Source organism: Lysinibacillus sp. FSL W7-1291 (assembly GCF_038593415.1).
Lineage (GTDB): Bacteria > Bacillota > Bacilli > Bacillales_A > Planococcaceae > Lysinibacillus > Lysinibacillus fusiformis_D.
Window position 1 is genome coordinate 1,971,720 of the sequence record NZ_CP151994.1, and the last position, 10,647, is coordinate 1,982,366.

Here is a 10,647-nt window from a genome sequence, read left to right on the forward strand (position 1 = left end):
ATTATATTAACGACACAGTGTCGATAATACAACTAGTTGTTAACGTGTTCACGAATTGTTCATTTATATAGAAGGAAGGAAGTTTTTATTATGGGTCGTTTAAATGGGAAAGTAGCAATTATTACAGGAGCAGCAATGGGGATGGGTGCATCCGAAGCAAAATTATTCGCACAAGAAGGCGCAAAGGTAATTGCAACAGATGTGCAAATCGAGCCATTGCATAACTTAGTTAAAGAAATTAAAGAAAATGGTGGAGAAATTATGGGGCTTTCACATAATGTCACTTCAGAAGACGAGTGGAAAGCAGTAATTGCGGAGGCTGTAAAGGCTTACGGCAAAGTCGATATTCTTGTCAACAATGCAGGCGTTTCATCACCAAAAACGATGGCTGACATGGAAATGGCTGAATGGAATAAAATTATGGATATCAACCTGAATGGCTGTGTTATTGGTATGAAATACGTGATTCCTGAAATGCAAAAAGCGGGCGGCGGTTCAATCATTAATATTTCTTCCATTGGTGGAATCGTTGGGATGGCTGGTACAAGCCCCTATACAGCAGCAAAAGGTGCGCTGCGTGTACTTTCTAAATCAGCTGCTATCGAATACGGCAAAGATAAAATTCGCGTGAATTCTGTGCACCCAGGCATTATCGTCACACCGATGACAGCACCGACAATGGTAGAGGGGGGCGCACTGCCATTCTATCAAACTTACACACAACTACCATACTTCGGTGAACCGGAAGATGTAGCCTATGGTGTAGTCTTCCTAGCATCTGACGAATCTCGTTTCATGACAGGCGCAGAGCTAGTGATCGATGGTGGCTGGACAGCCATGTAATCCAATAGCACAAGTAAAACTAGGCATCACATAACGTGAGCCTAGTTTTTTTATGTAGAGGAAGGCAGCTGCTCATGAAAGATTGTTGCATCCAAGCAATTGAGCGAGAACTTCAATGATTAATAGAATACTCGCGGAAGGAGGAGGAATACTCGCGGAAGGAGGAGGAATACTCGCGGAGGGAAGAGGAATACTCGCGGAGGGAAGAGGAATACTCGCGGAGGGAAGAGGAATACTCGCGGAGGGAAGAGGAATACTCGCGGAGGGAAGAGGAATACTCGCGGAGGGAAGAGGAATACTCGCGGAAGGAAGAGAAATACTCGCGGAGGGAAGAGGAATCCTCGTGGAAGGGCAAGAAACTCTGTGAATGAGATAACGCCCTTGAAATCAAGCGTTAGAACTCTGCTCAAGTCGTCTTTTTTACATATAAAATAGCACAAACATAGTGGCTGTTTGTGCATATCATAGTTGGAGTAAGCGTTTTCTTCATTATATAGAAGAAAGTCAAAATGGAAAATTTCACGAATATGTGAATGTCACGAAAAAAAATTCATAAAAACCTTAACTATTTCATGCGAAATCCGTATAATAAATCAAACAGTACGAAAATTGTCCATATTTCTCGATAAATTGCGTGAATTTTTTAAATTGTATTGACGTAGGAAACGATAATTTGTACACTGTGTACATTCAATTGTTTTTTGGAGGAATACAATTAATTTGAAAAGTTAGGATTTGATAGATATGATCGTGTGTAAATTTGGTGGAACATCTGTAGCAAGTGCAGAACAAATTCAAAAAGTGGCAAACATTGTGAAATCTAATCCGGCACGTAAGATTGTTGCCGTTTCAGCACCAGGGAAACGTTCTGATGACGATATAAAAGTAACAGACCTATTAATACAATTAGCAAATGCAGCGTTACAACATGAGAATACGGAAGAAAAATTGCAAACTGTTGTGAATCGTTTTCGAGCGATTGCAGATGGTTTGGGATTAGACCATGCCATTTGTGACGTAATTGCGGAAGATTTACGTGAACGTGTACAAGGTGACAAAACGAACGTGGAATTATTCATCGATAGTATTAAAGCAGCAGGTGAAGATAATAATGCCAAGCTGATAGCAGCTTACTTTAATGCCATTGGTATGCCCGCACGCTACATTAGTCCAAAAGAAGGTTTAGTGGTCAATGATTTGCCTGAACGCACATTTGCTTTACCCGAAGCGTATGCTAATTTAGCCCCTTTAAAAGATACAAAAGAAATTATTGTGTTCCCAGGGTTCTTCGGTTACACTAAAGCGGGCGTATTGCGAACATTTGACCGCGGTGGCTCTGATATTACAGGTTCCATTTTAGCAGCAGCCGTTGAAGCGGAGCTGTACGAAAACTTTACGGATGTGGATTGTGTGTTCTCTGCGAATCCGAAAGTTGTCAATGATCCAGTGGAAATTAAAGAAATTACGTATCGCGAAATGCGCGAATTATCATATGCAGGCTTTTCAGTGTTCCATGATGAAGCGTTAATGCCTGTCTACAAGATTGGGGTGCCCGTTAACATAAAAAATACAAATAATCCATTAGCCCCAGGTACTCGTATCGTACCAAGCCGTCCTGCAACAGGTCGTCCCGTTACAGGAATCTCGGCAGACAGTGGCTTTTCAACTTTATATGTTTCTAAATATTTGATGAATCGTGAAGTAGGCTTTGGACGAAAGCTGCTCCAAATTTTAGAAGATGAGAATATTTCTTATGAACACACACCGTCAGGCTTAGACGATATTTCTGTCATCATGCGTTCAAATCAACTAACTCCAGAAAATGAAGCACGTATTATTAGTCGTGTGAAAGAAGAGCTACATGCTGAGTATGTAGAAATGCGTCACGGTTTTTCGATGATCGTGATTGTTGGCGAAGGGATGCGTCATAATACAGGTTTAGCTGCCCGTGCTGCCACAGCGATTTCAGAAACTGGCGCAAATATTGAAATGATCAATCAAGGTTCTTCTGAAGTCAGCCTCGTATTTGGGGTCCTTCAGGAATATGAAAACCGTATTTTACAAGCGTTATATGAAGAGTTTTTTGCTCATGCGAAAGCAAAATGACACAATCATCACTAATCCAAGTGTTTCTTGCTTGGATTAGTGTTTTCTTTTTGCTTAGAATACGGTAAAATCGAGGGCGTACATAAGTTGGGAGGGTTTTTCGTGAAGAATTTAACAATTGGGATGCTTTTCTCCATCCTTGGGATACTTTTTGTCTGTTTAACGATTATGGATATTTTACCGTCATCGACCAAAACAATGAAAATTGTTTACATTGGCATTGGCTGGGTCTTTATTATTATAGGCTCTGTGATCCGCTTTAAAAATCTCAAACAAAAGCAACAATAACGCCTTGAAATTGGAATTGTGACAATAGCCAAAGTTATGATACAATTTCAAAGAAAATAAATAATTTGAGTATTATGAAGTTGTTATTCTGTACATACGTTCAGAAGGTTCAAATTTGAATAAAGAATCGACAGTACAAATTCTTCTTTGTAAGAATTTGTTTTTTTATGTTCCGTAACTATCTCGTGCGAGGAGGCGATGAAATGCCTATACTGACGAAAGACCATATTCAACTATTTGATCATTATGTTGCTCTTCAAACAGCTTCACCTATGAAGGTCGTATCCTCCGCCATGCATAATCCAGGCTTTGGACATTATACGCATCTCATGAATCGAACAGTACCCATTACTTATGATGAACGGCAACCCCATCAGGAATTACAGCAATTTTTGCAGGCACAGGGCTTTCCGCCCCACAACACTGTAGCCATGATGACGGCCGTTCAGGCCCAATTTGCGACCATTCGCGACTTTACATTTGAAGGCATCCAACTTGTCGTTATGATTACTGCGGGGCTAGGTAATGCGGTCGATATTACACGTGCTTTTCATCGGGAGGAGCAGTACCATGCAGGGACGATTAATACATGGGTGCTCATCAACGGAAAGCTATCGGATGAAGCACTATTTCAGGCAATGATTTCAACAACAGAAGCCAAGGTGAAGGCGTTAGTGGATGAAGCTATTACAGACCCAACAACAGGTACGCAAGCTACAGGTACTTCTACCGATAGCTTGCTAATTGCCTCCACAGAAGAGGGGGACTACCATCAGTATGCAGGCCCCATTACGATGCTCGGCAAGGTCATTGGCTATGGCGTCTATGAAACGATGCGTGAGGCTGTAAGGAAATACAAAAAAGATAAAGAGGAGAGAGCTTGATGATTGCTATCGTAATTGCCTGTATCATAGGGCTTGTTTTCGATTTATTAGTAGGAGACCCTCCAAAGCTTCCCCATCCTGTACGCTGGATTGGACATTTGATTCAATCGCAAACAGCTCTATGGAATAAGGGCAAATGGCGAAAGCTGCGTGGGATGGTGATGGCACTTGCTGTTGTTGGGACGACCATGTTTATAGTGACATTGATTCTGCTCCTTAGTTATCAGGTAAGTATCATTTTTGGCATTCTAGTAGAAGGGCTTCTCATTGGGATTGGACTGGCACAGCGTAGCTTGAAGGAGGCGGCAATGGCTGTCTATGAGCCGCTTGTCAAAGGTGATTTTGCGGAAGCGCGTGTCAAGCTGTCGTGGATTGTTGGACGTGATACCGAGAAGCTGGATGAAGATGAAATTGTGCGTGGTGTGGTAGAAACGGTTTCTGAGAATACAAGCGATGGCGTGACAGCACCGCTCTTTTATGCCTTTTTATTTGGGGCAATTGGGTTATGGGGCTATAAGGCTGTCAATACATTAGATTCGATGGTCGGCTATAAAAATGAAAAATACAAAGACTTTGGCATGTTCTCTGCCAAGCTTGATGATGTGCTAAATTTTATTCCAAGTCGTATTACAGGCTTGCTAATTGTGCTTGGCACAAAAAATGAAACAAATTATTCGCTTGGCAAGCGTTTAAAGCGATGGGCACAGGATGCGAAAAAGCATCCAAGCCCAAACAGTGGCTATTTAGAGGCAGCGACGGCTGTGCAGCTCGGTGTACAGCTCGGTGGAAAAAATACATATAAGGGAGTTGTCTCTCATCGAGCAATTATGGGAGAAAAATTAGTTCCTTTAACAAAGGAGCATATTGCTACATCTATTCTTCATATGCGTATTGCCACAGTTCTCTTTACGCTTGTCATGCTAGCAGTGGAGGTGTTCATTTATGCCATTACCTAATCACGGAGCAAATCCGCATAATGTGTATCAGCAATTAGGCTTAACTATGCCTGAAGTAGTGTATGATTTTAGTGAAAATGTGAATGCCGCGGGACCGCCATCCTTTGTGGAGGCACGGTGGCGTACATTTTATCCGCTAATTCAACGTTATCCAGATCCTGATGGAGAGCCCTTTTTAACGAAGGTTGCAGCTTTTCATCAAGTGGCAAAGGATACGATTCTATTAGGTAACGGGGCTTCAGAGCTTTTTAGTGTGCTAGCAAGACGCTATGCGAAAAAGCGTGTCATCATTGTGCATCCGACTTTTTCTGAATATGAGCGAACATTGCGTGCAGTGGGTGCTGATATTATGCCCGTTTTGGTGACAGACTTCATCGAGTACACATTACCTATGGAGCAGCTACAGCATGAAATGATGGAGGCAGACGCAGTTTATATTTGTACACCTAATAATCCGACGGGCGTCCTGCCGAAAAAAGAAGATTTACTTGCCTTAATAGAGCATGGAGCTGCCGTTAACTGTGAGCTTGTCATTGATGAAGCCTTTATGGATTGGGTAGATGAGGCGTATTCGCTAATTCATAATAGTACACAACAACCGCATGTCATTGTCGTACGTTCGATGACTAAAATGTATGCGATTCCAGGTTTACGTCTAGGTTATTTAGTTGCACATGCTTCCATTGTGAGCACTTTAAAGGACATGCTGCCTCATTGGAATTTAAATGCCTTTGCGCTTGTTATTGGTGCGAGCTGTTTAGATGAACAGCATTATTGTCAGCAAGCCATTAGCTATGCGACAGCGCAAAGAGAATGGCTGCATCGTTATTTACAAGAAAATGGCTGTCAAGTAACCAATAGCGTTACCAATTATGTGTGCTTCTCACTACCAAAAACACAGCAGGCAGATACCTTTTTCACCTATTGTCTAGCACAAGGTATTGTTCTGCGTCATACGAAAAATTTTCAAGGTTTACAGGGTGAATGGTTCCGTATTGGAATAAAAGATATTGCGGCCATGACTTCTTTACATAATTGTCTGCAAGCTTGGTTTAGCGCAAATAAGGGGAGAGAAAAGTGACAACTTTTTATCTAGTAAGACATGGGGAAACACAATGGAATCAAGAGCAACGACTACAGGGGTGGCTGGATTCATCATTAACAGAAAACGGTAGAGCAGCGGCTGAACGGCTACACAAGCAACTGCAACAAATCCCTTTTGCTGCTGCTTATTGTAGCTCAAGTGGTCGTGCGAGGGAGACGATGGCTATTCTCACAGCCAATCGCCAGCTGCCTATTGCCTATGAAGATGATTTACGAGAAATCTATTTAGGGGAATGGCAAGGTCATACCATTGAGGAAATAATGGCGACGAATAAGCTGGATTATGAGCTATATACAAACTATCCAGCACAGTTTATTGCTACTCATACCGAAAGCTTTGGCGCTGTGACAGAAAGAGCGATGTTTACACTCAAAAAAATAGCAGCCCAATATCGGGATGAATCAATCCTCATTGTCTCTCATGCCGTCACCATTAAATGTATTATCAACGCTATTTTACAGCGTAGCATTAGTGAGCTGTGGGCAGCGCCATATATTCATGGGACGAGTGTGACAGTGATTGAACGACAAGCTCAACAATGGCTTGTCCAAGATATCGGTAATTTGCATCATTTACAATAGGAGGTGCCTGAAAATGCCACTCATTTTTATTACAGGTGGTGTGCGTAGTGGTAAATCTCATTTTGCTGAGCAAGCAGCGATGCAGCAATATCAAACGCAGTTTAGTACTGCAAAACGTTTGATATATTTGGCTTCTGGTCTTGCTGTAGATCGTGAAATGGAGAAGCGGATTCATCGTCATCAGGCAGATCGACAGGCACAGCCTATCCAATGGCTGACGGTGGAGGCCCCATATGCGATAGCAGAGGTGTTTGAGACACTTCAAGATGGGGATGTGGTGCTGTGGGATTGCGTCACAACTTGGCTGACCAATGCTTTTTATGAAGGCTATGACAGTGGGACACCGTGTGTACAACGGCCTGGGTGTTTAGAAAATAAGCTACAGATTGTTAAACAGGCTATTCAGTCACTACTAAAGAAGAACATGACTTTTTTTGTTGTCTCCAATGAACTGTTTGATGAGCCACCTTATAATAGTGATGAAGTAGAATTATACCGACGAACACTCGGACAATTCCATCAATGGTTCGTTGCAATGGCACAGGAGGCCTATGAGATGAATGACGGTATTGTGAAGAGGTGGAAATAAATCGAGAAAGAGGGCAAGACGATGAAAAATTTTTGGCATAGCCTGCTATTGGCATTTCAATTTTTTACGGTTTTGCCAGTACATAAAGAGTTACCATTAACGAGGTTCACCATCACAGGCGTGTTCGCTTGCTTACCGTGGATAGGGGCTTTGATGGGGACGACGGTGGCAGCCGTGCTGTATAGTCTCACGCAGTGGACCGCAAGCAGTGAAGTGATGCTAGCTTTTATTGTCATAGGGCTATTTGCTTTATGGACAGGTGGTTTACATTTAGATGGCTTTATCGATATGGGCGATGCCTATTTTTCTTATCGAGATCGAGAGAAACGATTGGAGATTTTAGATGATCCTCGTGTAGGGGCATTCGGGGTATTGTCTGTCGTGTTTTTATTAATGGGTAAATTTGTCATTCTACATGAGCTATTTGTACAGCAGCAATTCGCTTTATGGATGGTGTTATTTGTGCCATTTCTAACGAGGGTGGGTATGAGCTTTTATTTTATGTCACTCCACTGCTCCAAGGAAAAAGGCCTTGCCTATTTTTTTAAGTCTCATATTAATGCCAAGCTATTGCAAATATGGTTGCTGTTATCGCTCCTCTTAGCTATAACGGCTGTATTTGTCTTTACTGAGTTCTCTCTGCTACCCATTATATTAGTGATCGTTTTAGCCATTGCACTTTTTATTTTTCGCCAATTTACGTTGCGTAATTTTGGTGGCGTATCAGGTGATTTACTAGGTGCATCGATTGAAGGGATGGAGGTTGTGCTATGGGTGACATTGTTACTGTGTGCTTAATGAGGCATGCACCAACGAAAGAAAATTTAGAAAAGCGCTATCTTGGTTGGACGGACGCACCATTAGCAGCGACAACCGAGCTTGCTGTTGTAGATGCGAATGTCGATAAGGTTTATGGCAGTGATTTACTACGCTGCCGAGAAACAGCGGCTCATTATTTTCCGAATGCAAGCTACCAGACAGAGCCACGCTTTCGTGAGACAAACTTTGGTGCGTTTGAAGGGCAAACTTATGAGGAATTAAAAATGAATGCCCATTATTGTGCATGGCTTGACGATCCGATTCACACGCCCCCACCACAAGGCGAAGCGTTTGATGATTTTGTAACGCGTGTTATAGACGGCTTCAACCATTTACCAAAGGATGAGGATCATTATTATTTAGTTGTTCATGGCGGGGTCATTCGTGCGTTACTCGTTGCTTTTGCCCCAACAGAGCAGCCTTTTTGGTCCTATCAAGTGCCACATGACAAACAATTTGTTTTAACGTTTTCAAGAAAGGCTTGGGAGGAGGGAGCAAGATGCATGTCTTTATCGGAGGCGCCTATAACGGCAAAACCGACTATGTGAAGGGTTTGTATGAACAGCATCAGATGGTAATGCTTGATGGCGAATTACCAGAGGTGGCACCAGCCTGTGATGTCCTCGTCATAAAAAATTTAGAAAAATGGCTCGTGACACAAAATTTGGAGGAAGATGAACAAGTGGTTCAAACGGTGCTAGCAACAGTACAGACATTAGAACAACAATGTAGATTAGTGCTCATTGTCACGGATATGGGGCGTGGTGTTGTGCCGATGGAAAAGCAAGCACGTCTACTAAGAGATACATGTGGTCGTTTATACCAAGCTTTGTTCAAGGAAGCAGAGCAAGTTGTACGAATTTGGTATGGATTGGCTGAACAGCTGAAATAAGGTAAACACTCAGATAGAAAAGAGGAGAAGGCATGGAACGACAAAGATTAAGGAAATGGATATTGACGGCAATGGTAGCGGCCATTTGTGCTGTAGGGGCAATGATTAAAGTGCCAACATTTATTTCAACGGCGGCTCTAGACTCGGCTCCAGCCTTTTTAGGGGTTGTCTTTTTATCACCGCTACTAGCAGGTGTCGCTGGGCTGATCGGTCATTTTATTACAGCGCTCACGGCTGGATTTCCACTAGGTCCTCTACATCTACTAATTGCCGTAGAAATGTTGATGGTTGTCTGGGTCTTTGGTGTGATGCATAAAAAAGGCATGCATTTTTGGAAATGGCCCGTTGCCCTAGTATTAAACGGCATTGTGGCGCCACTTCCGTTTTATTTTATTATTAGCCCAGCATTTTTCTGGGGAGCGTTAGGGAGTATTCTGATGGCAACGGTAATCAATTTAGTGATTGTCGCTGTAGTTATGCCCGTTTTGTCAAAGGTTTTTGTGCGTAAGGAAGGTCGTGTACAGTGAGAAATGCGATGAAAGTAGGCTCGTTGGTTGCGACAATGGATAATGCGGCAGCCATTGGGGAAAAACCTCAGGATATTGTGTCTGCATCCGATCAATTGACAGCCTATATGACGGCACGTGTATCGTTTTTAGAGCAGCTTGCCGCGCAGGCATTGCCCATCCAAATACTACTTGCTAATTTTTCTGGTGATGCCGCATGGTCACGCTATGAGAAAGGCATTCAGCAAGTGTTTGAAGAGGCGGATCTTACATGTCCAGCCATTGCAGGTAGTACAGAATCCAATATGCCCACATTGCAATCAGGTTTAGCTATTACGATGCTAGGGGAGAGCCAACAGCGCTGTGCATTTGACCATGAACAGCTTAGCTGGTACACCTATGGCTTGCCACTTGTGGGCGAGGAAGTGTTGGCTCAGCCTGAAGATGTTGCACAGTTGCAGCCAATTTTTCAGGCATGGCGAGCGGAAATGGTTCAGCAAGTATGGCCTGTTGGATCAAAGGGGCTGCAAGGAGAATTCGCCCGTCTATTTAGGGGGCAGCGTGTTGAAAGTTCTATTGATTGTACAAAATCCGCAGGGCCCTGCACGGTCATTTTGCTAGGCATTGATCCTAATAAAGAGCAACAGGCACAAAAGCTTTTCCTGCAAAACTTCGAAAAACTACACATCACTACACTGTAACAGGGCTTGCTTCGAGCAATGGTCATCCTAAGTAAATGCAAGGAGCATGGCCAGGAAAACGCAGCTTTATTGGCATAACAATGGGAACGTCCACATCCGGGCGTTCCCTTGTTTATTACAAAGCTTTTATTTTCAAGGTTTATGTCCTGCGCATATAAGCACGTATTGTGAGAGGGGCCAAGATTGCCACCATCACTACACACCGTAAATGCTTCCAGCACGAACGTTCAGATCGACACCATCAACAGCACGATTATTTCCAAAAAGCTTAACCAAACCAGTGGCTTCAATTGCCCACTCGACATTCGTTGCTAGTGATGCTCCCATGGAATTTCCCCTTATATCTACAAACAGATCATACATGACATCAATGAACT

At 42.9% G+C, this 10,647-nt stretch carries 14 protein-coding genes and 1 pseudogene; 14 read left to right on the forward strand and 1 reads right to left on the reverse strand.

Annotated features, from left to right (window positions below):
- The first annotated feature begins 90 nt into the window (after positions 1-90).
- The 14 genes from NST76_RS09495 to NST76_RS09560 all read left to right on the forward strand — a co-directional run bounded on the left by NST76_RS09495 (position 91) and on the right by NST76_RS09560 (position 10,270).
- On the forward strand, positions 91-843 hold the full coding sequence (locus NST76_RS09495) for a glucose 1-dehydrogenase (protein WP_036117323.1): 753 nt from the start codon (positions 91-93) through the stop codon (positions 841-843).
- 115 nt (positions 844-958) lie between these two features.
- Positions 959-1,210 carry a hypothetical protein gene (locus tag NST76_RS09500; protein ID WP_342545081.1) on the forward strand — a complete coding sequence of 84 codons (252 nt, stop codon included), beginning with the start codon at positions 959-961 and terminating at the stop codon, positions 1,208-1,210.
- Positions 1,211-1,587: 377 nt separating this feature from the next.
- The gene (locus tag NST76_RS09505; protein ID WP_036117325.1) at positions 1,588-2,949 is read left to right on the forward strand and encodes an aspartate kinase; all 1,362 of its coding nucleotides are present in this window, start codon (positions 1,588-1,590) and stop codon (positions 2,947-2,949) included.
- A 102-nt stretch (positions 2,950-3,051) separates the two neighbouring features.
- Positions 3,052-3,237 (forward strand): hypothetical protein, encoded by a 186-nt coding sequence (locus tag NST76_RS09510; protein ID WP_036117327.1) that lies wholly within the window; start codon positions 3,052-3,054, stop codon positions 3,235-3,237.
- 203 nt (positions 3,238-3,440) lie between these two features.
- On the forward strand, positions 3,441-4,121 hold the full coding sequence (locus NST76_RS09515) for an adenosylcobinamide amidohydrolase (protein WP_058845014.1): 681 nt from the start codon (positions 3,441-3,443) through the stop codon (positions 4,119-4,121).
- Complete coding sequence (cbiB, locus tag NST76_RS09520; protein ID WP_249645787.1) at positions 4,121-5,077, forward strand: adenosylcobinamide-phosphate synthase CbiB; 957 nt, start codon at positions 4,121-4,123, stop codon at positions 5,075-5,077. The genes NST76_RS09515 and cbiB overlap by 1 nt, the downstream gene beginning before the upstream one ends.
- On the forward strand, positions 5,064-6,158 hold the full coding sequence (locus NST76_RS09525) for a threonine-phosphate decarboxylase (protein ID WP_342545085.1): 1,095 nt from the start codon (positions 5,064-5,066) through the stop codon (positions 6,156-6,158). The genes cbiB and NST76_RS09525 overlap by 14 nt, the downstream gene beginning before the upstream one ends.
- Entirely contained in the window at positions 6,155-6,763 is a 609-nt protein-coding gene (locus NST76_RS09530) for a histidine phosphatase family protein (protein ID WP_249645785.1), read from the forward strand. Before NST76_RS09525 ends, NST76_RS09530 begins: the two co-directional genes overlap by 4 nt.
- A gap of 13 nt (positions 6,764-6,776) precedes the next feature.
- Positions 6,777-7,352 carry a bifunctional adenosylcobinamide kinase/adenosylcobinamide-phosphate guanylyltransferase gene (locus tag NST76_RS09535; RefSeq protein ID WP_342545087.1) on the forward strand — a complete coding sequence of 192 codons (576 nt, stop codon included), beginning with the start codon at positions 6,777-6,779 and terminating at the stop codon, positions 7,350-7,352.
- A gap of 21 nt (positions 7,353-7,373) precedes the next feature.
- On the forward strand, positions 7,374-8,150 hold the full coding sequence (gene cobS, locus NST76_RS09540) for an adenosylcobinamide-GDP ribazoletransferase (RefSeq protein WP_342545088.1): 777 nt from the start codon (positions 7,374-7,376) through the stop codon (positions 8,148-8,150).
- Positions 8,123-8,719: a histidine phosphatase family protein gene (locus NST76_RS09545; protein WP_249645782.1), complete on the forward strand. Its 597-nt coding sequence runs from the start codon at positions 8,123-8,125 to the stop codon at positions 8,717-8,719. The genes cobS and NST76_RS09545 overlap by 28 nt, the downstream gene beginning before the upstream one ends.
- Complete coding sequence (locus tag NST76_RS09550; protein WP_342545089.1) at positions 8,671-9,063, forward strand: bifunctional adenosylcobinamide kinase/adenosylcobinamide-phosphate guanylyltransferase; 393 nt, start codon at positions 8,671-8,673, stop codon at positions 9,061-9,063. The genes NST76_RS09545 and NST76_RS09550 overlap by 49 nt, the downstream gene beginning before the upstream one ends.
- A gap of 32 nt (positions 9,064-9,095) precedes the next feature.
- Positions 9,096-9,590: an ECF transporter S component gene (locus NST76_RS09555; protein WP_271913125.1), complete on the forward strand. Its 495-nt coding sequence runs from the start codon at positions 9,096-9,098 to the stop codon at positions 9,588-9,590.
- Positions 9,587-10,270 (forward strand): hypothetical protein, encoded by a 684-nt coding sequence (locus tag NST76_RS09560; protein WP_342545091.1) that lies wholly within the window; start codon positions 9,587-9,589, stop codon positions 10,268-10,270. Before NST76_RS09555 ends, NST76_RS09560 begins: the two co-directional genes overlap by 4 nt.
- 198 nt (positions 10,271-10,468) lie before the next feature.
- Here the strand turns inward: NST76_RS09560 and NST76_RS09565 are convergent.
- Positions 10,469-10,597 (reverse strand): annotated as a pseudogene (locus NST76_RS09565) (daunorubicin/doxorubicin resistance ABC transporter ATP-binding protein DrrA); the annotation flags it as partial.
- Positions 10,598-10,647 lie beyond the last annotated feature (50 nt).

Excerpts from the sequence above, each read along its gene's own strand:
- NST76_RS09495 (WP_036117323.1), top strand. The coding sequence starts at position 91 with ATGGGTCGTTTAAATGGGAAAGTAGCAATTATTACAGGAGCAGCAATG.
- NST76_RS09500 (WP_342545081.1), top strand. The coding sequence starts at position 959 with ATGATTAATAGAATACTCGCGGAAGGAGGAGGAATACTCGCGGAAGGA.
- NST76_RS09505 (WP_036117325.1), top strand. The coding sequence starts at position 1,588 with ATGATCGTGTGTAAATTTGGTGGAACATCTGTAGCAAGTGCAGAACAA.
- NST76_RS09515 (WP_058845014.1), top strand. The coding sequence starts at position 3,441 with ATGCCTATACTGACGAAAGACCATATTCAACTATTTGATCATTATGTT.
- cbiB (WP_249645787.1), top strand. The coding sequence starts at position 4,121 with ATGATTGCTATCGTAATTGCCTGTATCATAGGGCTTGTTTTCGATTTA.
- NST76_RS09525 (WP_342545085.1), top strand. The coding sequence starts at position 5,064 with ATGCCATTACCTAATCACGGAGCAAATCCGCATAATGTGTATCAGCAA.
- NST76_RS09535 (WP_342545087.1), top strand. The coding sequence starts at position 6,777 with ATGCCACTCATTTTTATTACAGGTGGTGTGCGTAGTGGTAAATCTCAT.
- cobS (WP_342545088.1), top strand. The coding sequence starts at position 7,374 with ATGAAAAATTTTTGGCATAGCCTGCTATTGGCATTTCAATTTTTTACG.
- NST76_RS09545 (WP_249645782.1), top strand. The coding sequence starts at position 8,123 with ATGGGTGACATTGTTACTGTGTGCTTAATGAGGCATGCACCAACGAAA.
- NST76_RS09550 (WP_342545089.1), top strand. The coding sequence starts at position 8,671 with ATGCATGTCTTTATCGGAGGCGCCTATAACGGCAAAACCGACTATGTG.
- NST76_RS09555 (WP_271913125.1), top strand. The coding sequence starts at position 9,096 with ATGGAACGACAAAGATTAAGGAAATGGATATTGACGGCAATGGTAGCG.